The 20,580-nt window shown below is 70.0% G+C and carries 21 protein-coding genes; 11 read left to right on the forward strand and 10 right to left on the reverse strand.

Annotated elements, in window-relative coordinates:
- Nucleotides 1-34: 34 nt before the first annotated feature.
- Together VFH59_RS04545 and ppa are read left to right on the forward strand one after the other, a co-directional pair.
- Nucleotides 35-865 carry a 2OG-Fe(II) oxygenase gene (locus VFH59_RS04545; RefSeq protein ID WP_325163694.1) on the forward strand — a complete coding sequence of 277 codons (831 nt, stop codon included), beginning with the start codon at nt 35-37 and terminating at the stop codon, nt 863-865.
- A 188-nt stretch (nt 866-1,053) separates the two neighbouring features.
- The gene (gene ppa / locus VFH59_RS04550; RefSeq protein ID WP_325163695.1) at nt 1,054-1,587 is read left to right on the forward strand and encodes an inorganic diphosphatase; all 534 of its coding nucleotides are present in this window, start codon (nt 1,054-1,056) and stop codon (nt 1,585-1,587) included.
- Between the two features lie 42 nt (nt 1,588-1,629).
- On the opposite strand, the gene VFH59_RS04555 is transcribed toward ppa, so the two are convergent.
- The gene (locus tag VFH59_RS04555) at nt 1,630-2,556 is read right to left on the reverse strand and encodes a LysR family transcriptional regulator (protein ID WP_325163717.1); all 927 of its coding nucleotides are present in this window, start codon (nt 2,554-2,556) and stop codon (nt 1,630-1,632) included.
- A gap of 97 nt (nt 2,557-2,653) precedes the next feature.
- Here VFH59_RS04555 and VFH59_RS04560 point away from each other — a divergent pair, with 97 nt between their 5' ends.
- Genes VFH59_RS04560 through VFH59_RS04570 form a run of 3 tightly spaced genes read left to right on the forward strand, consistent with a single transcriptional unit; the run spans nt 2,654 to nt 5,955 of the window.
- Nucleotides 2,654-3,847 (forward strand): MFS transporter, encoded by a 1,194-nt coding sequence (locus tag VFH59_RS04560; protein WP_325163696.1) that lies wholly within the window; start codon nt 2,654-2,656, stop codon nt 3,845-3,847.
- A 30-nt stretch (nt 3,848-3,877) separates the two neighbouring features.
- A complete protein-coding gene (locus VFH59_RS04565) occupies nt 3,878-4,939 on the forward strand; it encodes an aldo/keto reductase (RefSeq protein WP_325163697.1) in 1,062 nt (353 codons plus the stop codon).
- Entirely contained in the window at nt 4,936-5,955 is a 1,020-nt protein-coding gene (locus VFH59_RS04570; RefSeq protein ID WP_325163698.1) for a zinc-binding alcohol dehydrogenase family protein, read from the forward strand. Before VFH59_RS04565 ends, VFH59_RS04570 begins: the two co-directional genes overlap by 4 nt.
- Here the strand turns inward: VFH59_RS04570 and VFH59_RS04575 are convergent, their stop codons facing one another.
- Nucleotides 5,956-6,573 (reverse strand): ferritin-like domain-containing protein, encoded by a 618-nt coding sequence (locus VFH59_RS04575; RefSeq protein ID WP_325163699.1) that lies wholly within the window; start codon nt 6,571-6,573, stop codon nt 5,956-5,958.
- Between the two features lie 137 nt (nt 6,574-6,710).
- A complete protein-coding gene (locus VFH59_RS04580; protein WP_325163700.1) occupies nt 6,711-7,361 on the reverse strand; it encodes a TetR/AcrR family transcriptional regulator in 651 nt (216 codons plus the stop codon).
- A gap of 345 nt (nt 7,362-7,706) precedes the next feature.
- On the opposite strand from VFH59_RS04580, the gene VFH59_RS04585 reads away from it, so the two are divergent.
- The gene (locus VFH59_RS04585) at nt 7,707-8,366 is read left to right on the forward strand and encodes a protein-L-isoaspartate O-methyltransferase (RefSeq protein WP_325163701.1); all 660 of its coding nucleotides are present in this window, start codon (nt 7,707-7,709) and stop codon (nt 8,364-8,366) included.
- A gap of 31 nt (nt 8,367-8,397) precedes the next feature.
- The gene (locus VFH59_RS04590) at nt 8,398-9,738 is read left to right on the forward strand and encodes a TolC family outer membrane protein (RefSeq protein ID WP_325163702.1); all 1,341 of its coding nucleotides are present in this window, start codon (nt 8,398-8,400) and stop codon (nt 9,736-9,738) included.
- 51 nt (nt 9,739-9,789) lie between these two features.
- On the opposite strand, the gene waaA is transcribed toward VFH59_RS04590, so the two are convergent.
- Complete coding sequence (gene waaA / locus VFH59_RS04595; RefSeq protein ID WP_325163703.1) at nt 9,790-11,052, reverse strand: lipid IV(A) 3-deoxy-D-manno-octulosonic acid transferase; 1,263 nt, start codon at nt 11,050-11,052, stop codon at nt 9,790-9,792.
- Nucleotides 11,053-11,221: 169 nt separating this feature from the next.
- Here waaA and lpxL point away from each other — a divergent pair, with 169 nt between their 5' ends.
- Nucleotides 11,222-12,133 carry an LpxL/LpxP family Kdo(2)-lipid IV(A) lauroyl/palmitoleoyl acyltransferase gene (gene lpxL / locus VFH59_RS04600; protein ID WP_325163704.1) on the forward strand — a complete coding sequence of 304 codons (912 nt, stop codon included), beginning with the start codon at nt 11,222-11,224 and terminating at the stop codon, nt 12,131-12,133.
- Here lpxL and VFH59_RS04605 read toward each other — a convergent pair.
- The 4 genes from VFH59_RS04605 to VFH59_RS04620 form a co-directional block, all read right to left on the reverse strand.
- The gene (locus tag VFH59_RS04605) at nt 12,124-12,903 is read right to left on the reverse strand and encodes a glycosyltransferase family 2 protein (protein WP_325163705.1); all 780 of its coding nucleotides are present in this window, start codon (nt 12,901-12,903) and stop codon (nt 12,124-12,126) included. The genes lpxL and VFH59_RS04605 overlap by 10 nt on opposite strands.
- Nucleotides 12,896-14,152, reverse strand: a complete 1,257-nt coding sequence (locus tag VFH59_RS04610; protein WP_325163706.1) for an O-antigen ligase family protein — start codon at nt 14,150-14,152, stop codon at nt 12,896-12,898. Before VFH59_RS04610 ends, VFH59_RS04605 begins: the two co-directional genes overlap by 8 nt.
- Nucleotides 14,153-14,269: 117 nt before the next feature.
- On the reverse strand, nt 14,270-15,394 hold the full coding sequence (locus VFH59_RS04615) for a glycosyltransferase (protein WP_325163707.1): 1,125 nt from the start codon (nt 15,392-15,394) through the stop codon (nt 14,270-14,272).
- An 87-nt stretch (nt 15,395-15,481) separates the two neighbouring features.
- Nucleotides 15,482-15,688 carry a zinc-finger domain-containing protein gene (locus VFH59_RS04620; protein ID WP_267172059.1) on the reverse strand — a complete coding sequence of 69 codons (207 nt, stop codon included), beginning with the start codon at nt 15,686-15,688 and terminating at the stop codon, nt 15,482-15,484.
- A gap of 255 nt (nt 15,689-15,943) precedes the next feature.
- Here VFH59_RS04620 and VFH59_RS04625 point away from each other — a divergent pair, with 255 nt between their 5' ends.
- Nucleotides 15,944-17,140, forward strand: a complete 1,197-nt coding sequence (locus tag VFH59_RS04625) for a Yip1 family protein (RefSeq protein WP_325163708.1) — start codon at nt 15,944-15,946, stop codon at nt 17,138-17,140.
- Between the two features lie 109 nt (nt 17,141-17,249).
- Here VFH59_RS04625 and VFH59_RS04630 read toward each other — a convergent pair whose 3' ends face one another.
- Both VFH59_RS04630 and VFH59_RS04635 read right to left on the reverse strand, forming a co-directional pair.
- On the reverse strand, nt 17,250-17,828 hold the full coding sequence (locus tag VFH59_RS04630) for a YceI family protein (RefSeq protein WP_325163709.1): 579 nt from the start codon (nt 17,826-17,828) through the stop codon (nt 17,250-17,252).
- A 21-nt stretch (nt 17,829-17,849) separates the two neighbouring features.
- Complete coding sequence (locus VFH59_RS04635) at nt 17,850-18,455, reverse strand: malonic semialdehyde reductase (protein WP_325163710.1); 606 nt, start codon at nt 18,453-18,455, stop codon at nt 17,850-17,852.
- A 136-nt stretch (nt 18,456-18,591) separates the two neighbouring features.
- Between VFH59_RS04635 and VFH59_RS04640 the strand changes: the two genes are divergently transcribed.
- Both VFH59_RS04640 and VFH59_RS04645 read left to right on the forward strand, forming a co-directional pair.
- On the forward strand, nt 18,592-19,557 hold the full coding sequence (locus tag VFH59_RS04640; protein ID WP_325163711.1) for a mitochondrial fission ELM1 family protein: 966 nt from the start codon (nt 18,592-18,594) through the stop codon (nt 19,555-19,557).
- 83 nt (nt 19,558-19,640) lie between these two features.
- Nucleotides 19,641-20,580, forward strand: a 940-nt coding sequence (locus VFH59_RS04645; RefSeq protein WP_325163712.1) for an IS481 family transposase, incomplete at its 3' end; no start/stop codon positions are given.

A 20,580-nucleotide genomic window follows, 5' to 3' on the forward strand; every position in this document is an offset into this window, starting at 1 on the left:
CGGCAGCCGCCCCACCGCCACCCGCATCCGACGCATGAGAGCTTCGTCCGGCAGCATCAGCCCCCAGTTGCGCGAATGGATCCTGGCCACCGCGCGCGCGGGCCACGGCGTGCCGGAGGTGCTCAAGCTGCTCAAGGACGCCGGCTACCCGCCCGCGCAGGGCCGCAGCGCGGTGGCGGAGGTGCTGAAGATCCCGCTGAGCTCGATCAACGCGAACGCACCGGCCGGCCGGCGTACCCGTGCGCCTACCGCGCCGAAGGTCACCGTCGACGGCCGCGACGTGCGCGTAAGCGCCGGCATGGAGGCGCCGATCGTGCGCGTGCTCGACGGGTTGCTCGATCCGGGCGAGTGCACCGCCTTGATCGACGCCGCACGACCGCGGCTGGATCGCGCCATGACCGTGGCCGAGGACGGCAAGCACCAGGTCGACGAGCGGCGCACCAGCGCCGGGATGTTCTTCAAGCTGGGCGAGACACCGCTGGTGCGCGACATCGAGGCGCGCCTGGCCGGGTTGCTGGACCTGCCGGTCGAGCATGGCGAAGGCCTGCAGGTCCTGCACTACCTGCCCGGCCAGGAATACGAGCCGCACTACGACTGGTTCGATCCGACCCAGCCAGGCTATGCGGCGGTGACCGCCCGTGGCGGCCAGCGCATCGCCAGCGTGGTGATGTACCTCAACACGCCCGAGGAGGGCGGCGGCACCGCGTTCCCGAATGTGGGACTGACGGTCACGGCCCTGGCTGGTTCGGCCGTCTATTTCGCCTACGAGGGCGGCGACACCAGCTCGCTGCACGCGGGCCTGCCGGTGACCCGCGGCGAGAAGTGGATCGCCACCAAGTGGCTGCGCGAGCGTCCACTGCGCTGATTTTCCGCCTCCCACTTACGGTGCGACGCCCCCCCGCCCCGGTGCCTGCGCGCGACGCTCAGGCCGAACGCTTCCGATGAGGCCCGGATAGCCGCCCGCTAAACGCCGCCGGCTCCCTTCGCTGCATTGCAGCAGCGTTTGCCGTATCCTTTCGCGCCTCGCTTTTTCCTCCCCCTTCAAGGATTGCCATGGGTCTGCATCACGTCCCCGCCGGCCGCAACGTGCCGGACGAAATCAACATCGTCATCGAAATCCCCAAGGACGCCGAGCCGGTCAAGTACGAAGTGGAGAAGGAAAGCGGGGCGATCTTCGTCGACCGCATCCTGTCCACGCCGATGCGCTACCCGTGCAACTACGGCTATGTGCCGGGCACGCTGGGCGGCGACGGCGATCCGCTGGACGCGCTGGTGATCCTGCCGCTGCCGTTGATCCCCGGCTCGGTGATCCGCTGCATCCCGGTCGGCATGCTCAAGATGACCGACGAGGCCGGCAGCGACGAGAAGCTGATCGTGATCCCGGCGCCGAAGATCTTCCCGGGCTACGCGCACATCAGCGACATCAAGGGCGTCTCGCCGCACTGGCTCGAGCGCATCGGCCACTTCTTCGAGCACTACAAGGACCTGGAAAAGGGCAAGTGGGTGAAGGTCGACGGCTGGGTCGGCGCCGACGAAGCGAAGGCGGAGATCCAGGCGGGCGTCGAGCGCTACAACGCCGCCAAATAATCGTCCTGCCAGGGCGCGCCGCCTGAAGGCGGCGCGCCTTTTTCATGCCTGCGCATCGGCCGCCCGTTCCCACGGCGGCACCTCGCCCAAGCATTCGGCCAGGAAATCCACGAACGCGCGCACGCGCGGCGGCACCAGCCGGCGCTGGGGCATCACAGCCCAGATGGCACTGTCGGGCAGGGTGTACTCCGGCAGCACCACCTCCAGCCGGCCCTCGCGCAGTTCCTCGTGCACGTGCCAGTGCGAGTGCAGCGCGATGCCCTGCCCGGCCAGGGCCGCGTCGCGAACCAGTTCGCCCAGCGTGGTCTCGAAGCGCCCCTGCACGCGCACGACGTGTTCGTGGCCCTCGGCATCGATCAGCCGCCAGGTGTCCTGCCGCCCGTTGCGGCCGGTCAGCAGGACGCATTCGTGCTGCGCGAGTTCGGCGGGCGTGCGCGGCCGACCGCGCCGCGCCAGGTACGCCGGCGAGGCGCACAGCATGCGGCGGTTGGAGGCGAGCCGGCGTGCGATCAAGCTCGAATCGTCCAGCGCACCAATGCGGATCGCCAGGTCGTAGCCCGCGCCCACCAGGTCCTGCATCTCGTCGCTCAGGTGCGCGAACAGGCGCAATTTCGGATGACGGGCCAGGAACTCCGGCAAGAGCGGGGAGATGTACTGGCGGCCGAACGCGGCCGACAGGGTCATGCGCAGCGTGCCGGACACGCTGCGGGCACTCTGGCGCAGGTCGGTGGTGAGGGCGTCCAGGTCTTCCACCAGCGCGCGCCCCTGCCCGGCCAGCAGCCGCCCTTCCGGCGTGGGGTGCAGGCGTCGCGTGGTCCGCTGCAGCAGGCGCACGCCGAGCCCTCGCTCCAGCCGTTTCAGGCGCTGGCTGGCGACCGCCACCGACAGGTCCAGGCTGCGTGCGGCCGCACTGATCGAGCCCAGATCGAGCACGCGCAGGAACAAGGTCAGGTCGTCCAGCCGGTCCACGATTCTCAACAGATGGTTGAAAGCGATTCGCCATCCTGCGCCTTTCCGGCGAAAGTGCAACCGCCTAGCCTGCGCGCTCCCCACGGAGCCCCGCCCCATGAAACCTCCTTCCCGCAGGCCGACGGCACTGGTCGCGCTGGCCGCCGGCGCCTTCGGCATCGGCACCACCGAATTCGTCATCATGGGCCTGCTGCTGCAGGTCGGCAGCGACCTGCACGTGGGCATCGCCGCGGCCGGCCTGCTGATTTCCGGGTACGCGCTCGGCGTATTCGTCGGCGCGCCACTGCTCACCGCCGCCAGTTCGAAACTGCCGCGCAAGACCGTGCTGCTGGGGCTGATGGCGATCTTCACGCTGGGCAATCTTGCCTGTGCGCTGGCGCCCAGTTATGCCGTGCTGATGGCCGCACGGGTGGTCACCTCGCTGGCGCACGGCACCTTCTTCGGCGTCGGCTCGGTAGTGGCCGCCGGCCTGGTCGCACCCGAGCGCCGCGCCTCGGCCATCTCGCTGATGTTCACCGGCCTCACGCTCGCCACCCTGCTGGGCGTGCCGGCCGGCACCTGGCTGGGACATATCGCCGGCTGGCGGGCAACGTTCCGGGCGGTGGCCGGGATCGGCGTACTGGCCTTGCTCGTGATCGGCGCGCTCGTGCCGGCCGACCGCGACCGCCACGCGCCGATCCCGCTGCGCGCGGAGCTGCGCGCCGTGGCGCAGCCGGCGGTGCTGCTCGGCCTGGCCACGACAGTGCTCGGCTTCGCCGGCGTGTTCACCGTTTTCACTTACGTGCAGCCGCTGCTGACCCGCGTGAGCGGTTTCCCCGACGCCACGGTGTCGCCGATCCTGTTGCTGGTGGGCGTGGGCCTGGTGATCGGCAACCTGCTGGGCGGACGGCTGGCCGATCGTCGGCTCGCGCCGGCGCTGGTCGGCAGCCTGCTGGCGCTGGCCGTGGTGCTGGCGCTGACCGGAACGGCGCTGCACGCCCGGCTACCCGCGGTGCTGGCGATGGGGCTGTTCGGCGTCGCCGCCTTTGCCACCGTTGCGCCCCTGCAGCTGTGGGTGCTGCAGAAGGCGGCCGGCGCGCCCAACCTCGCTTCGAGCCTGAACATCGGCGCCTTCAACCTCGGCAATGCGCTCGGCGCCTGGCTCGGCGGTGCCGTGATCGAACATGGCGCAGGCCTTTCCGCGGTGCCGTATGCCGGCGCACTGGTGACTCTCGCGGGCGCCGCGGTGGCACTGGCAGGCCTGCGCGCGGCGCGCCGGTCGCCGGCACGGCTCGTGGCCTGCGAGCGCTGATTTTCCCCACCCCCAAAGGAGTCCTGCGTCATGGAATATCGTTTTCTCGGCTATTCCGGTTTCCAGGTGCCCGCCCTGGGCTTCGGCGCCGGCACCTTCGGCGGCAAGGGTCCGCTGTTCGCCGCCTGGGGCGCCACCGACACCGCCGAAGCACGTCACCTGGTCGATCTCTGCCTGGAAGCCGGGGCCAATCTGTTCGACACCGCGGACGTCTATTCCGACGGCGCATCGGAGGAGATCCTCGGCGCCGCACTGAAAGGCCGGCGCGAGCGCGCCATCGTCTCGACCAAGCTGACGCTGCGGGCGGGCGAGGGGCCCAACGACGTCGGCGCTTCGCGCCATCACCTCATCGGCGGGGTCGAGCGTGCACTGAAGCGGCTGGGCACCGACTACATCGATCTGCTGCAGCTGCATCACTTCGATGCGATGACGCCGGTCGAAAGCGTGATGGCGACGCTGGACGACCTGGTGCGCGCCGGCAAGGTGCGCTACCTCGGCGCCTCCAACTTCTCCGGTTGGCAGCTGATGAAGTCACAGGCCGCCGCCGACCGTCATGGCCGCGCGCGCTTCGTCGCCAACCAGGCCTACTACTCGCTGATCGGGCGCGACTACGAGTGGGAGCTGATGCCGCTGGGTCTGGACCAGGGCCTGGGCGCGGTGGTGTGGAGCCCGCTCGGCTGGGGCCGGCTCACCGGCAGGATCCGTCGTGGCCAGCCGCTGCCGGCCGGCAGTCGCCTGCACGACACCGCGCAGTACGCACCGCCGGTGGAAGAGGAGCGCCTCTATCGCGTCGTCGACGCGCTGGAGGCGGTCGCCGCCGAAACCGGTCACAGCGTGCCGCAGGTGGCGATCCGCTGGCTGCTGCAGCGGCCGACCGTGTCCACCGTGCTGATCGGTGCCCGCAACGAGGCGCAACTCAAGGACAACCTCGGCGCGGTCGGCTGGTCGCTGGACGCGGGGCAGATGGCCCGGCTCGATGCCGCCAGCGCGGTGGTGCCGCCCTATCCCTACTATCCGTACTGGAACGGCATGTTCGCCGAGCGCAACCCGCCGCCGGTGCCGCTCGCCCCCGCCCCCGCAGCAGCCGCATGAAGGCCGTCGCCCTCACCCGCCGCCTGCCGATCGACCATCCGCAGGCCCTGCTCGATCTCGAGCTGCCCACACCCACGCCCGGCGCCCACGACCTGCTGGTGCGCGTGGAGGCGGTCTCGGTCAATCCGGTGGACGCGAAGCTGCGCACCGCCGGACCGCAGCCCGAGGCCGCGCGGCCATCGATCCTGGGCTTCGACGCCGCCGGCGTGGTCGAGGCGGTCGGCGCCAACGTGCGCCAGTTCGCCCCCGGCGACCGCGTGTACTACGCCGGCGACGTCACCCGCCCGGGCAGCAACGCGCAATGGCAGGCAGTCGACGCCCGCATCGCGGCGCCGGCGCCGCGTACGCTCGATGCCGCGCAGGCGGCGGCTCTGCCGCTGGTCTCGCTCACTGCCTGGGAGCTGCTGTTCCAGCGCATGCCGTTCGACAGCGAACAGGGTGGTCGCGGCCGCACACTGCTGGTCATCGCGGGTGCGGGCGGGGTGGGCTCGATGGCCATCCAGCTTGCCCGGCGCGCCGGCTTCCGCGTGATCGCCACGGCCTCCCGGCGCGAGAGCGCAGCGTGGTGCCGGCAGCTCGGCGCAGACGAGGTGGTCGACCATCGGCAACCACTGGCGCCTCAACTGGCTGCGCTGGGCCTTGCGCAGGTGGATGCGGCGATCAACCTGGCCGACACCGACCGCTACTGGGCAGACTTGGGCGAGCTGCTCGCGCCGCAGGGCCATGTGGGGCTGATCGTCGAACCGCGCGGCCCGCTGCCACTGGGCGGCGCCTACAAGAACAAATCGATCGGCATCCACTGGGAGTCGATGTTCACCCGCTCGCGTGCCGGTACCGCGGACCTGGCCGAGCAGGGACGCCTGCTTGCGCGCGTGGCGCAGCTGATCGATGCGGGTGAGCTGCGCGGCATCGCACGCGAGACGCTCTCGCCGATCGACGCGGCCAACCTGCGCGAAGCGCACCGGCGCATCGAGGCCGGCAGCAGCATCGGCAAGCTGGTGCTCGCCGGCTGGTAGTCAGTGCTGCCAGCCGGACCCGGCGTTGGACGACGGCTGCGCGGCCGGCTGTGGCTGGGCCGGCCGTGCCGGTTCGCCCTTCTCGCCCAACTGCGCCAGCAGGCTGGCCATGTCCTCGGCGTGCTCCTCCTCCTGCGCCAGCACCTCTTCCATGATGCGGCGGGTGGTGGGGTCGTCGGCACCGATGTATTCGATGATCGCGCGGTACGTGTCGATCGCGATGCGCTCGGCGATCAGGTCTTCCTTGATCATGTCGACCAGGTCGGCGCCTTCGGCGTAATCCGCGTGCGACCGGCTCAGCAGGCCCTCCGGATTGAAATCGGGTTTGCCGTCGAGCTGGGTGATGCGCTCGGCGATGCGGTCGGCGTGTTCCTGTTCCTGCTGCGCGTGCTCGAGAAACTCCGCCTTGACCGCCTGCGAGTGGATCCCCGAGGCCATGTAGTAGTGATACTTGTAGCGCAAGGTGCAGACGATCTCGGTGGCCAGCGCCTCGTTGAGCAGCTTGATGACGGTGTCGCGATCGGCGCTGTAACCGGCCGTGATCGCCCCCTGGTCGATGTGTTCACGGGCGCGCTTGCGGATCGCTTCGATATCGGTCAGGAACGGCTTGCTCGCCATGTCTGTCCCTCGGATGGTGGGTTCCCGGGGCAGGCTAGTGGCGGCGGCGCGAAACGGTGGTGAAGCAGGGGGTGACGCCCGGTCGGCTACTCATCATGACAGCCGGGGGATCGGCCGCGGCGGCCGACCCTGCGCGCTCAGCGCGGCAGGTAGGCGCGCAGGAACATCTTCACGCCGGCGCGGGCGGTCGCCTCGATCTCGGCGGCGTAGCTGTCCGGGCATTCGCAGCAGCCGAACATCTGCCGCATCATCAGGTTGCCCTTGATCAGGGTGAGGAACTGCACGCAGGCGCGGGGCACGTCGTCGATGTCCAGCTTGCCGGCGTCGACCGCCTGCTGCAGCAGACGTTCCATCAGCCCGTGCGTGCGCGTGGCGCCCTCTTCCCACATCAACCGGCCGTAGCGCGGATTGCCCTGACGGCAGTCCGACAGGATCGCGCGGAAGGTGCCGACCGTCTCGGCGTTGCAGTCCAGCCGCGCATGGGTCAACGCCACGCGCAGCAGCGTGTCGGCGACGTCCTCGCGCGGGTCGAAGTGATAGGTTTCTTCCGGCAGCAGGTCCTGCACGCGGGCGCGGATCACTTCGCGGAAGAGGTTGTCCTTGTCGCCGAAGTGACTGTAGACGGTGAGCTTGGACACGCCCGCCTCGGCGGCCACGGCGTCCATGCTGGTACCGGCGAACGCGTTGCGGATGAACAGCGCCTTGGCCGCTTCCAGGATCGCCGCGCGCTTCTCCATGTCCTTCGGGCGACCGGGGCCGGGAGTCTTGGCGTGGGCGGGACAATTCATGGATGACACCTTGGTCGGGAACGGCTTCACACGGAACGGGAAGATCTTTATTATACGGATCGGTTTACTTATTTCCAGTTCCCTTGGAGGCGGTCATGCCGCCGACCGTTCCGCTGTCCTGCGGGCAGTGTACCGCCACGCAGGCCGCATGCCGGGCGTCCGCGCCCGGGCGAGGAGAGTGCCAGTGTCCGCGGACACCGCGCCAGGCATGACTTCCGTCAATCCGGCGCGGTGACTTCCGGCACTTCGGGCACCCGCCTCGAGGCCGCAGGCTAATCACACTGTCGCGGCGGCCTCCGAACGCTTATCCTTTTGATCTTTTTTGATTCTTGCGGACGTTAGACCATGGCGATGAATTTCGAACAGGCACGGCAGAACATGGTCGAGAGCCAGGTGCGCCCCTGGGATGTGCTCGACGTGCGCGTGCTCGATGCGCTGGCGCAGGTGCGCCGCGAGGATTTCGTGGCGCCGGAGCATCGCCAGCTGGCGTTCGCCGACCTGTGCCTGCCGATCGGCCACGGCCAGGTGATGATGAAGCCGGTGATCGAGGGCCGCGTGCTGCAGGCGCTCGAGCTGAAGCCGGGCGACCGCGTGCTGGAGATCGGCACCGGCTCGGGCTTCCTCACCGCCTGCATCGCCAAGCTGGCCGCGCACGTGACCAGCGTGGAGGTGCACGGAGACCTCACCGCCGCGGCGCAGACGCGCCTCGCCGCCGCCGGCATCGCCAATGCCACCCTGGTGACCGCCGATGCGGTGCAGGACTGGCAGCCGCAGGACAAGTTCGACGCGATCGTGGTGACCGGCGCGGTGTGGCAGGTCCCGCAGCGCTTCCTGGGCTGGCTCAAGCCTGGCGGCCGCCTGCTGGCGATCCGCGGCGAGTCGCCCGTGCAGCAGGCCGTCCTGCTGACCCAGACCGGCGTCGGCGGTTTCCGCGAGGAATTCCTGTTCGAGACCGACCTGCCCTACCTGGCGCATGCCGAGCCGCCCCGACGTTTCGTTTTCTAAACTTCCAATCGATTGCATGAGGCAACCCCCGATGCGCTTGAAGCTGCTGACTCTTGCCCTGGCCCTGTCGGCGATCTCGCTGCCCGGTCACGGCGAGGACCTGATGGACGCCTACCGCCAAGCGCGCGCCAATGACCCTGTGCTGTCGCAGGCCGAGGCACAGCGCCTGTCGGTCGGCGAGACGGTGACGCAGACCCGTGCGCTGCTGCTGCCGCAGCTGTCCGGCCGCGCCACTTTCAGCCAGTCCAGCGGCGCCAATGCGCAGACCGTCACCGAGGGCGGCGCGCCGATCAATGCCGGCCACCTGCGCAGTCGCGACGAGTCGCTGGAACTCAGCCAGACGATCCTGGACCTCAGCAAGATCGCCGACCTGCAGGCGGCCAGGTCGCAATCCGATGCGCAGTCCGCGCAGTACGACGCCGCCCTGCAGGAACTGCTGGTGCGCGTCACCGCGGCCTACTTCGGCGTGCTCACCAGCCAGGACGAACTGGCCTACGCCAAGGCCAACGAGGACGCCTTCCGGCAGTCCTACGAGCAGGCCGAGCAGCGTTTCAACGTCGGCCTGTCGGCGGTCACCGACGTCTACCAGGCCAAGTCGTACTACGAGCTGGCGAAGGCGCAGACGGTCGCCGCCAACAACTCGCTCAACGACGCGCGCGAAGCGCTGGCACAGATCACCGGCAAGCCGGTCGGCGACCTGAAGAAACTGCGTGACGACCTGCCGATGGTGCCGCCCAAGCCGGCCGACCCGAATGCCTGGGTGCAAGAGGCGCTGAAGACCAACCCGAGCGTGATCGCGCAGCAGTACAACGTCGAAGCCGCCTCGCACAGCGTCAACTCGGCGCGCGCGGGCCACCTGCCGACGATCAACGCCTCGGTCAGCCGCGGCACCTCGGCCAACTGGCTGGAGAACATGGGCGGGGCCTTTGCCGACCGCAACGGGCGCTACGGCACCACCGTGGGCATCACGCTGACCGTGCCGATCTTCTCCGGCTTCGCCACGCAGTCGCGCGTGCGCCAGTCGATCTACCAGCGCGATGCCGCCGAGGACTCGCTCGAGGCCCAGCGCCGCCTGGTCACCCGCGACACGCTCAACTTCTACCGCTCGGTGATCGCCGGCATCAGCCAGGTGGAGGCCAACAAGGCCTCGGTCGAATCGGGCCAGAAGGCGCTTGAAGCCACCCGCGCCGGCTTCGACGTAGGCACGCAGACGATGCTCAACGTGCTCAACGCGATCCAGACCCTGACCCAGGCCGAGAGCAGCTACTCGCAGTCGCGCCACACGCTGATCCTCGACCAGCTGCAGCTCAAGCAGGCGGCAGGCACGATCGACGTGAAGGACCTCGAGGCGGTCAACTCGCTGCTCGAGTGACGCTTCATCCATCCCTCCCCGCGATACCGGGGAGGGATGCAGGGTGGCCTGCTATTCCTCCAGCACGCGGTCGATCAGTTCCATCACCCTGCCCACCGCACCGCGCTCGCTGTCGAACACGCGTCGTGCCTGGCGGCCCATCCGCTCGCGCTGGCGCTCGTCGCGCAACAGGTCCAGGACGTCGTGGCCGAGCCGGTCGACGTGCATCACCCGGCTCGCGCCTCCCTCGCGGATCAGCGTGAGCGTGATCTCCTCGAAATTGAACGTGTGCGGCCCGACCAGTACGGGCCGCGCCAGTGCGGCAGGCTCCAGCACGTTGTGCCCGCCGATCGGGACCAGGCTGCCACCGACGAAGGCCAGGTCGGAAGCCGCATAGAACGGCATCAGTTCGCCCATCGCGTCGATCACGAACACCTGGTGTGCGGCGGGCACCTTCTCGACGCTGCGCGTGGCGACGGTGAATCCCAGGCTGCGCGCCGAATGCTCGACGAGCTTGAAGCGCTCGGGATGCCGCGGCGCGATCAGCAGCAGCGCGTCGGGCAGCCGGCGCAGCACGTCCAGATGCGCTTCCAGCACGGCCAGCTCTTCGCCCTCGTGCGTGCTGGCGGCGATCCATACCGGCCGGCGCGGCCCCCATTGCGCACGCAGCGCGAGGCCCTTGTCGACCGCGCCATCCGGCACCGGCATGTCGAATTTCAGGTTGCCGCTGACCACCAGCTGCGAGGGATCGGCCCCCAGCAGCCGGTAGCGCGCCGCGTCGGTGCGCGATTGGGCGGCGATCTGGCGTACGGTGCGCAGCGCCGAACGAACCAGCGAGCGCAATGGCCGATAGCCCCGCATCGAGCGCTCCGACAACCGCGCGTTGACGATCAGCAGCGGAATGCCGCGCCGCCGACAGGCGAAATACAGATTGGGCCAGATCTCCGTTTCGACGATCAGCGCCAGCCGCGGCCGCACCCGCTTGAGGAAGCGGTGCACCGCGAAAGGCAGGTCGTAGGGCAGATAAACGTGGAACACGCTGTCGCCGAACAACTGGTGCACGCGCGCCGAGCCGGTCGGAGTCACCGTGGTGACCACCAGCGGCGCGTTGGGGTAGTCGCGCCTGAGCGCCTTGATCAGCGGCTCGGCCGCGTTGACCTCGCCCACGGACACCGCGTGCACCCACAGGCTGCCGCTGAACTGCGGCTTCTGGAACAGGCCGAAGCGCTCCGGCCAGCGCCGATGGTAGTTGCCGTAGCGGGCGCCACGGATCAGCAGGCGCAGCACGATCAGCGGCGTCGCCAGGTACATCACGAAGGTGTAGAGGTAGCGCAACGGGAGGCCAGGCCAGGAGGACGCCGGGGATTATAGGGCGAGCCCTCTGCGCGCTCTTCCCTTCACCGGGGGAGCGGTTTGCGGGCCCGCGCACGCGGAGGCCGACACTCGCAAGGATCGCCACCGAAGGAGCAGCCCCCGACGCTACAATCCCCCGGATATGCCCGGCATGCCCCGCCCTTCCTTCGCGCCCGCCCTGCTCGCCCCGCGCCACTGGCCCGCCTGGCTGGGCGTGGGAATGATCTGGCTGATCGCCCGACTGCCCTACCGGTGGCTGATGGGATTGGGTCGCCTGCTTGGAGCGCTGATCCGCCGCGTGCCTTCGCGCCGGCGCGTCGTGGCGGAGGCGAACGTCGCGTTGTGCTTTCCCGGCCTGGATGCCGGCGAGCGTGCGGCCCTGGTCGACGCACACCTGACCGACATCGGCCTGATGCTGGTCGAGTTCGCGCTGGGCTGGATGGGCTCCGACCGCGCGATCGAGCGCATCCCCACCTGCATCGAAGGCCTCGAGCATCTGGAGGCGGCGCGCGCGCAAGGCCAGGGCGTGCTGCTCGTGGGTGGCCACTTCTCGCACCTGGAATTGTGTGCGCGGCTGATCTCGCGGCGTATCCCGATCGCCGGCATGTACCGGCGCATGGACTCGGCCGTGTTCGAGTGGACCGTACTGCGCGCGCGGCTGCACTATGCCGCCGCCATGTTCGAGAAGGACGACATCCGCGGCACGGTGAAGTACCTGCGTGGCGGCGGCACGGTGTGGTACGCGCCCGACCAGGACATGCGAAGCAAGGACAGCGTGTTCGTGCCGTTCTTCGGCGTGCCCGCGGCGACCATCACCGCGACCCATCACCTGGCGCGCATGGGCCAGGCGCAGGTCATCCCGTTCTTCCACCAGCGCCAGGCCGGCGGCGGCTACGCGATGCGGCTGGGTGCGCCGCTGCCGATGGGTGGCGACGCGGCGGCCGACACCGCCCTGGTCAACGCCAGCATCGAGCAGATGGTGCGTGCCGCGCCGGCGCAGTACCTGTGGGTGCACAAGCGATTCAAGACCCGCCCGCCCGGCGCGCCGGAGATCTACGGCTGACGCGGTCGGCGCGGCGTGCCTGGCGCGCGGCGCATGCGCGCCTCATGCAGCTTGGCGTACTTGAGGAATGCGTAGAACGCGTGCACCCGGGCAGCGATGAAACCCGCCCAGCCGGCGCGCCAGTGGCCACGCAGCAGGTAGTAGCGCAGGAACGCGATCGTCGGATAGGCCACCAGCCGCCAGCCCAGCCAGGCGCGTTGCCGCCCGGCGTCCTGGTTTGCCTGCAGGGTGGAGTAGCGATTGGCCTTCTCGACGCGGCCGGCGATGTCCGGCTCGCCGAAATGATCCAGCACCACGTCGAGCCTGCCCACCGGGCCGTCCACCTCGACTGCCTCGTGCACGCTGTGACCGCTCATGCGCGCGCGCTCGCGGTCGAACAGGCGCACGTAATGATTCAACCGCGCACGCGGCGATTGCCAGCGCCAGAACACCCATTCGCGCCGCCACAACTGGTAGCCGGCGCAGGCCGGCGCCTCCAGCGCCCGCTGCACGGGAGCGGCGGCGGCCGGCGGCAACGCCTCGTCCGAATCCAGCAACAGCACCCAGCGGTGCCGGGCCAGGTCGATCGCGGCCTGCTTCTGTGCGCTGTAGCCGGCAAACGGCTGGACCTCCACGCGTGCGCCGTGCCGCCGCGCGATCGAAGCCGAGGCATCGGTCGAGCCCGAATCGAGGACCACGATCTCTTCCGCCCAGCCGACCGAGCCCAGGCACGCATCCAGCGTGTCCGCGTTGTTGTAGGTGGTGACCACGACCGACAACGGCTCACGCATGGTCGTCCCCGCCGACATACAGCGCCGCGCACCACAGTCCCAGCAGCCAGGCGAACAGCAGGCCCCACCAGGCCGAGTAGAAGGCCAGGTGCGTGTTGAGCGGGAACAGCATCACCGCCAGCGCCACGCTGGCCGGGAAGGCCCGTGCGCGCGCCGCCGGGCCTTGCCGGCGCCATGCGTGGAGCGCCCAGGCCGTTGCCGCCAGCCAGAGCACCAGGCCGATGGTACCGGTCTCGCTCAGCACTTCCAGCACCAGCTGGTGCGCGTGGCAGGCACCCTCGCCCACGCCGCACGCCTCCTCGACCAGGAAGTGGTCGTTGCCCGGCGCGTAATCGGGGTAGGCATAGCGGAAGCCGCGCACGCCCACGCCATTCCACGGATGGTCGGCGATCATCCGCGCACTGGCGCGCCAGATCGCCGGCCGGCCGGTCAGCGCCTCGTCCAGGCCCTGCGGGTTGTCGGCGAACACGGCCAGGGTCCGCTCCATGCGGTCCTGGAACCGGCTCGAGGTGCGCCAGGCGAGGCCACCGGCCAGCGCCGCCAGCAGTGCGCCCAGAGCGCACCAGAGGGCGAAGCGCCGGACCGAGCCGGCCTCACGCCAGGCGAACGCGAGCGCGACCAGCCCATAGCAGAGCCAGCCGGCACGCGAGCCGGCCAGCAGCACCGGGCCCAGCATCACCAGGAAGCACAGCACCAGGCCCCCGCGCCCCCAGCGCTCGCGCGCCGCCCACAGTGCGAACGGCGCGAGCACCGCCAGGGTGGGACCGAGCTTGAGGTTGTCCGCGCCGAAAATGCCCGAAATGCGCTCGGCCTCGGCATGGCCACCCAGGCTCCAGCCGGTGAGCGCCTGCAGCCAGGCGTCGGCGACCCACACCCCGATCACCACCGCCACCGCGAAGTACATCGCATGCAGTTTTCCTTCGCGGCGGATCGCGAAGCAGGCATACAGGCCCAGCGGCACGTAGCGCAGCAGGCCCGCGGTGGTGCCCCAGCTCTTTCCCGGTACCACCGCGTCGAGGGCCGACAGCAGCGCCGCGCCGATGTAGCAGGCCAGCAGCGCCAGCAGCAGGCGCGCGCCGCCATGCCCGCGCAACGCCCACGGGTGGCGCACGAACAGCAGGATCGTGCCGAGCAGGCACAGCAGCGTTCCCAGCTCTGAACTGCGCCCGAACGGCAGCAGCGCGATCACCAGCCAGAACGGCAGCAGCGGGGAGCGCAGGGCGTTGGCCATCGGACGGGTCGCAGGCATCGGGCGATTGTAAGGGCCGGCACCGCCACGCGGCTGGCCTGCGTGGGAACAGCCAGGGCGCCGGCCACGCGTGGATCGATCGGGTGGCGTGCCGCCCGTTACCGATCCGGGACGCGGTCAGCCCGCCACTTCCCCGTACAGCGCCAGCACCGCTTGCTGCATGTCCGACAGCCGGTAGCTCTGCAGCATCGGGATCGGCGGGGCCACGCGCAACAGTTCGGCAGCGCGCTCGACCAGCTTCTCGCGGTCGCCCAGCGGCACGCGGCCGGCCGGGTAGAGTTCGGCCAGCAGCTCGCCCACGCCGCCATGGGCGTAGCCCAGTACCGGCCGGCACAGCGACAGCGCCTCGACCACGGTGCGCCCGAACGACTCGGGCCGGGTCGACAGCTGCAGGATCAGCGCAGAGACCGCGTAGATGTCGCGCACGTCGTTGCGCGGCGGCGTCAGCACCACCTGGGCCTCCAGGCCGTGCCGGCGCACCAGCTGCCGCAGCTCCTCGACGTAGGCCTCCCGGCCCGGCTCGATCACGCCCAGCAGCAACAGCCGCGCCTCGATGCCGCGACGCTTGAGCTCGGCGGCCAGTTCGATCGCCTCGTGGTGGCCCTTCAGGCGGGTGCCGCGTCCCGGCAGGGTCAGCAGCGGCGCACCGGCCAGTTGCGGGTACTCGGCGAAGAAGGCCTTCTGCCAGGCGTCATCCGGACGGTGTCCGTACGGGAAAGCCTCCGGATCGATCCCCCGCGGGATCACCTTGACGCGTGCCGGGTCCAGCCAGCGGTAGTGGCTGAGCACGTAGTCGCGCATGGTCTGCGACACGGCGATGACGCGTTCCCCGCGCAGCAGGATCGAGCTGTAGCGGCCTGGAGAATTCAGGCCGTGCACGGTGGTGACGAAATGCGGGCGCGGCGTCAGTCCGCGCAGCGCCCACCAACCCAGCCAGGCGGGCAGCCGCGAACGGGCATGCACGACGTCCGGTCCGAGTTCGCGCAAGCGCCGTCGCAGCGCAGCCAGGTGAAACAGCGTGCGTGGCGACTTGGTGCCGATGTCCAGGGTGATGTGCTCGCTGCCCTCGGCCTCCAGCTGCGCCACCAGGCGGCCGCCCGCGGAAATCACGACCGACCGGTGCCCCGCCGCCACCAGCGCACGGCCCACCTCCAGCGTCGAACGCTCCGCCCCGCCCGTATGCAGCGCCGGGATCAGCTGGACGACGACCAGACGCCGGGTGGGGGTGACGACGGCAGACATGAGGGGTTGTTGGGTGGCCTTCATCCGCCGTAGCAAGCAGCGATCGTGCCGAATGCCCCCGTTCAGGAGCCGGCGGGCGCCCGACGGCTAGTCGCGCAGGACGTAATGCGCGCCACAGTAGGGACACACGGACTCCCCGCCGTCCTCGACGATCGGCAGGTAGACCTTCGGATGGGAGTTCCACAGGGACATGGCCGGCATCGGACAGGACAGCGGCAGGTCGTTGCGCGTCACTTCGTAACGATTTTCGGCATTCGCCGGAATCGGCGCGGCCTCGGAAAGGGGGCGCGACATGGCAGGCTCCAGAAGGGCATCTCAAACCCGGCATGGTAGCAGGGCGCACGCCCGGCGAGATGCCCGCGCCCGTCGCGCCCCCGGCAGCGCGGCGCACTGGACTTCGCCGCCCGGTTGCCCTCAACTGTGCATGGCGTCGCCCAAAGGGGTGGGCGACGCCCTGGGGGCGACCGTGGACGGGCAGCGGCCGGCGGATGGCTGCGGGCCTGCCCGAGGGCATCCGTCGCCGAACTCATCCGTCGCAAGGGGAACACCATGGACTTCGGAAAGATCATCGCGCGCGCCAAGGGCATCCTGGCCACGCCCAGGACCGAATGGCCGGTCGCCGCCGCCGAGCCGGCGACCGTCGGTGGCCTGTACACCGGCTACATTCTCTGGATCGCCGCACTACCGGCGATCGCCGGCTTCATCAAGGGCAGCCTGATCGGCACGGGCTTCCTCGGCGTGGTCGTGCGTACGCCGGTCGCCGCGGGCATCGGCGCCATGGTGCTGCACTACCTGCTGACGCTGGTCGTGGCCTACCTCATGGCGTGGATCGTCAACGCGCTGGCCGGCACCTTCAATGGCCAGAAAGACCTGGTGCAGGCGCTCAAGGCGGTGGCCTATTCCTGGACCGCCGCGTGGGTCGCCGGCGTTGCCGTGATCATTCCGTGGATCGGCTGGCTGATCGCCCTGGCCGGCGCGATCTACGGCATCTACCTGCTCTACCTCGGCCTGCCCTTCACCATGAAATGCCCGCCCGAGAAGGCCGGTGGCTACACGGCGCTGGCCGTGATCATCGCCATCGTGCTGAGCTGGATCGTCGGCCTGGTCGTGGCCGGCGTGATCGGCACCGCCGCCTACACCGGCGCGGCCATGTCCGGCACCCACCTGGGCAGCACCGGCGACAACCTCAGGGTCGACCCCGACAGCGCGCTGGGCAGACTGGCCGCCATGGGCGAGCGTGCCGAGCAGGCCAGCAAGGGTGCGGCGGCCGGCAACGGCGGCGAGGTGCAGGCGCTGTCCACCGAGCAGGTCAAGGCGTTCCTTCCCGACACCCTGCTCGGCCTCAAGCGCACCAGCAGCTCGGCCCAGCGCAACAGCGCGATGGGCATGCAGATCACCGAGGCGCGTGCCGAGTACGGCGACGACGGCGGCCGCACGCTCACGCTGGAAGTCACCGACATGGGCTCCGCCAAGGGCCTGATGGCGATGGCCGGGGCGCTGGCGCCGGAGGAAGAACGCAGCACCGACCACGGCTACGAGAAGACCTACACCGCCGATGGCCGCCTCACCCACGAGCAGTGGGACGATCAATCGAAGAGCGGCGAGTACAGCGTGGTGATCGGCGGGCGCTTCACGGTCAATGCGCACGGCGAGGCCGGCAGCATCGACGACCTCAAGCAGGCGGTGGCCAGCGTGGACCTCGACAAGCTCGAGGCGATGCGCGAGGAAGGCGTGGCCAGGCATTGACCGCACCGGCGGCGTCCCTTCCGTGGCCGGCCGAAGCCGGCCCCGGGGATGACGAAGCCCGCGCCATCCGGCGCGGGCGTCGTTCCTTTCCGAGCCGGGGCGGGCGCGACTAACCGCCCACCGAACCCTCGGTGGTGATGTGCAGGCTGATCTCGTCGCTCACGCTGGGCGCGTGCGCCCCGACACCGAAATCCGAACGCTTGAGCGTGCCGGAGGCGTCGAAACCGATCGACGGCTTGCCGGTCATCGGGTGCTTGCCGATCCGGTTCAACGTGGCCTCGAGCACGACCGGTCGGGTCACGCCATGCACGGTGAGATTGCCGGTGATACGGAAGTGATCCTTGCCGAGCACCTCGACCCGGGTGCTCTTGTAGGTCACCAGCGGGTACTTGGCCGCATCGAAGAAATCCGGCTTGGCCAGGTGCTCGTCCAGCGCCGGCACGTGCGTGTCCAGCCCGGCCATCGGCAACGTCACCTCGACGCTGGCCTGTTCGGGATGGTTGGGGTCGAACACCAGCGTGCCCTGTCCCAGGCCAAGTTCCGCGGTCGGGTGGGAGAAACCGAAGTGGCCCCAGCTGAACAGCACCATCGTGTGGTGCGGATCGAGCCGGTAGGTCGCCGGCGCCGCCTGGGCGAGTGCTGCGGTGCCGAGCAGGCCGGCGAAGAGGAGGGCTTTGAACGTGCGCATGACGGCTCCTTGTGGGGTGTCTCAGACGATGCGGCAGGCCTCGTCGAACGCGAAGCGCTCTTCGCGCGGCCGCAACACGGCAGGGTTGCCGTAGCCGATGTTGATGAGGAAATTCGCATGCACCTGGGTGCCGCCGAAGAACGTCTCGTCGACCAGTGCGTTGTCGAAGCCGGACATCGGGCCGCAGTCCAGCCCCAGCGCGCGCGCCGCCATGATCAGGTAGGCGCCCTGCAGGCTGGAGTTGCGGAACGCCGTGGCGTCGATCGTGGCAGGCTTGCCGGCGAACCAGCCGATCGCATCGGGGGATTCCTTGTACAGCCGCGGCAGGTGCTCGTAGAAGGCATGGTCGGCTGCGACGATCACCGTGACCGGCGCGGCCATGGTCTGCGCCAGGTTGCCCCGGTCCAGCGCCGGCTCCAGCTTCGCCTTGGCCTCCGGCGAGCGCACGAACACGAAGCGTGCCGGCGAGGAGTTGGCGCTGGTGGGCGCCAGCTTCGCCAGGTCGTAGATCGCGCGCAGCTGCGCCTCGGTCACCGGCTTGTCCAGCCATGCCTCGGCCGAGCGGCGATAGGTGCGCGCTTCGCGGAACAACTGGTCGAGGGCGGCCTCGGAAAGCACTTCGCTCATGGGTATCCTTTGCGGTCGTGGCGCGCCATCCGGCGCGGGCGATCCGCAAGTGTAAGGCCAAGGGCGTGGATGGTCGGGTGAGGAACGGGGAACCCAGCATGCAGATTTCGCCAACAATCGCCCGGATGGCGCCCGCGTGAGTGCGCTGCGCGACGAGTGCTGGGCGATCACCGACGATGCCGCCGGCAACCGGCGCCAGGCCCTGGCGCTGGCCGAGCGGCTGGGCCTGCCGGTACGCCCGCTGGTGCTGGAGCCACGCGGGCCGTGGGCCTGGCTGGCACCGCGGCTGGCCCTCGGCGGCACGCTGGCCTTGCCGGCGGTCGAGCGCGGGCGCTTCGCGGCGCCGTGGCCGCGCGTGGCGGTCGGTTGCGGGCGCGCCGCGGCGCTGTTCACGCGCATGCTCCGGCCGCTGTCGGGCGGCGCCTGCCGCACCGTGCAGATCCTCGACCCGCGCATGGCGCCGGGGAACTGGGACATCGTGATCGCGCCACAGCACGACGGCCTGACCGGCGCCAACGTGCTCGCGCCACTGGGCTCGCTCAACCCGGTCGACGCGGAGTGGCTGGCCGACGCGCACGACGCCTGGGAGGCACTGGCCGAACTGCCTTCGCCCCGCATCGGCGTGCTGCTCGGCGGCCCGCGGCACGGCATCGCGATGGACCACGCCTGGACGCAGGCCTTCGCCAACGGACTGCGCGCCATGCACGAGCGGCACGGCGGCAGCCTGCTCGTGCTGGCTTCGCGCCGCACGCCGCCGCGACTGGCCGAGACCCTGCGCGAAGCCCTGTGCGACCTTCCCGGCCTGCATTGGCAGGGCCGCGCCGACGGCCCCAACCCCTATCCCGGTGTACTTGCCTGGGCCGACCGCCTGGTGGCCACCCCCGACTCGGTCAACATGCTTTCCGAGGCCTGCGCCGTCGGCTGCGCCGTGCACACCTTCGCCCCGCGGCCGCTGCCGGACAAGCTCGCCCGCTTCCACCGCGCCTTGCGCGAGGCCGGCCTGCTGCACCCCTTGAACGCGGACGCGCCCGAACGCCAGCCACCGCTGCGCGAGACCGAGCGCATCGCGGCGGGCGTGCGGCTGCGGCTCGGTTGGCGCTAGCTGTGATCTCTAAGTAGGTTGTTCACCCGGGGCGATCCCGGGATTCTGGAGGTGCGACCCAACCAGCACACCAGGAGCCCCGGATGAACCTGCATAAACATGCCCGTCTTACGCCTCGAGGTCGAGCCCTGCTCGTGGAGCGGGTGCTTGAGCACGGCCTGCGGGTGGAGGAGGCGGCCCATGCAGCCGGAGTGAGTGTGCGCACGGCGTACAAGTGGCTGGCGCGCTTCCGCGAGGAGGGCGCCGCCGGGCTGCTCGATCGATCCTCGCGGCCGCACCGCTGCCCGCATGCCACGGATGCAGCGGTCGCCAAGCAGGTTATGGAGCACCGTTGCGAGCGCTGGACCTACCGCCAGATCGCCCAGCATCTGGCGATCGCCGTCAGCACGGTCGCTCGCCTGGTCAAACGGGCCGGCCTGCATCGGCTTGCGGAGCTGGAACCGGCCCGCCCGATTCACCGGTACCAATACCCGGCACCGGGCGACCTGCTGCACCTGGATATCAAGAAGCTGGGGCGCTTCTGGCGCCCCGGCCACCGCGTCACCGGCGACCGTCAGCAGACCTCCGACGGAGCCGGCTGGGAGTTTGTGCACGTGGCGATCGATGACGCCTCGCGCGTGGCTTTCGGCACCATCGAGCCCAACGAGCGCGGGCATAGCGCATGCCGCGCCCTGCTCAAGGCGCTGCGTTACTACAGCGCGCTGGGTGTGCGCTTCACCCGCGTCATGACCGACAACGGGGCCTGCTACAAATCCCGGGCCTTCCGGCGCTTGCTGCGCCGCCTTCGGTTGCGCCACCTGCGCACCCGACCCTACACACCGCGCACCAACGGCAAGGCCGAGCGTTTCATCCAGACGGCCTTGCGCGAGTGGGCCTACGCGCGCAGCTATGACCACTCGGCCCAGCGCGCCGCGCACTGGTGGGCTTGGCTGCATCAGTACAACTGGCACCGGCCACACGCCAGCCTGGACTACCGGCCACCTATCACCCGCATCGCCATGAACAACCTGGTGGGTTTACACA

It is taken from the genome of Frateuria sp. (assembly GCF_035695185.1).
GTDB lineage: Bacteria > Pseudomonadota > Gammaproteobacteria > Xanthomonadales > Rhodanobacteraceae > Frateuria_A.

Bases quoted from the DNA above. Each gene is read 5' to 3' on its own strand.
- VFH59_RS04625 (WP_325163708.1), top strand. From the start codon at position 15,944: ATGGACTTCGGAAAGATCATCGCGCGCGCCAAGGGCATCCTGGCCACG.
- VFH59_RS04590 (WP_325163702.1), top strand. From the start codon at position 8,398: ATGCGCTTGAAGCTGCTGACTCTTGCCCTGGCCCTGTCGGCGATCTCG.
- VFH59_RS04580 (WP_325163700.1), bottom strand. From the start codon at position 7,361: ATGAATTGTCCCGCCCACGCCAAGACTCCCGGCCCCGGTCGCCCGAAG.
- VFH59_RS04635 (WP_325163710.1), bottom strand. From the start codon at position 18,455: ATGAGCGAAGTGCTTTCCGAGGCCGCCCTCGACCAGTTGTTCCGCGAA.
- VFH59_RS04545 (WP_325163694.1), top strand. From the start codon at position 35: ATGAGAGCTTCGTCCGGCAGCATCAGCCCCCAGTTGCGCGAATGGATC.
- ppa (WP_325163695.1), top strand. From the start codon at position 1,054: ATGGGTCTGCATCACGTCCCCGCCGGCCGCAACGTGCCGGACGAAATC.
- VFH59_RS04605 (WP_325163705.1), bottom strand. From the start codon at position 12,903: ATGCGTGAGCCGTTGTCGGTCGTGGTCACCACCTACAACAACGCGGAC.
- VFH59_RS04560 (WP_325163696.1), top strand. From the start codon at position 2,654: ATGAAACCTCCTTCCCGCAGGCCGACGGCACTGGTCGCGCTGGCCGCC.
- lpxL (WP_325163704.1), top strand. From the start codon at position 11,222: ATGCCCCGCCCTTCCTTCGCGCCCGCCCTGCTCGCCCCGCGCCACTGG.
- VFH59_RS04615 (WP_325163707.1), bottom strand. From the start codon at position 15,394: ATGTCTGCCGTCGTCACCCCCACCCGGCGTCTGGTCGTCGTCCAGCTG.
- VFH59_RS04610 (WP_325163706.1), bottom strand. From the start codon at position 14,152: ATGCCTGCGACCCGTCCGATGGCCAACGCCCTGCGCTCCCCGCTGCTG.
- VFH59_RS04575 (WP_325163699.1), bottom strand. From the start codon at position 6,573: ATGGCGAGCAAGCCGTTCCTGACCGATATCGAAGCGATCCGCAAGCGC.
- VFH59_RS04570 (WP_325163698.1), top strand. From the start codon at position 4,936: ATGAAGGCCGTCGCCCTCACCCGCCGCCTGCCGATCGACCATCCGCAG.
- VFH59_RS04620 (WP_267172059.1), bottom strand. From the start codon at position 15,688: ATGTCGCGCCCCCTTTCCGAGGCCGCGCCGATTCCGGCGAATGCCGAA.
- VFH59_RS04585 (WP_325163701.1), top strand. From the start codon at position 7,707: ATGGCGATGAATTTCGAACAGGCACGGCAGAACATGGTCGAGAGCCAG.
- VFH59_RS04630 (WP_325163709.1), bottom strand. From the start codon at position 17,828: ATGCGCACGTTCAAAGCCCTCCTCTTCGCCGGCCTGCTCGGCACCGCA.
- VFH59_RS04565 (WP_325163697.1), top strand. From the start codon at position 3,878: ATGGAATATCGTTTTCTCGGCTATTCCGGTTTCCAGGTGCCCGCCCTG.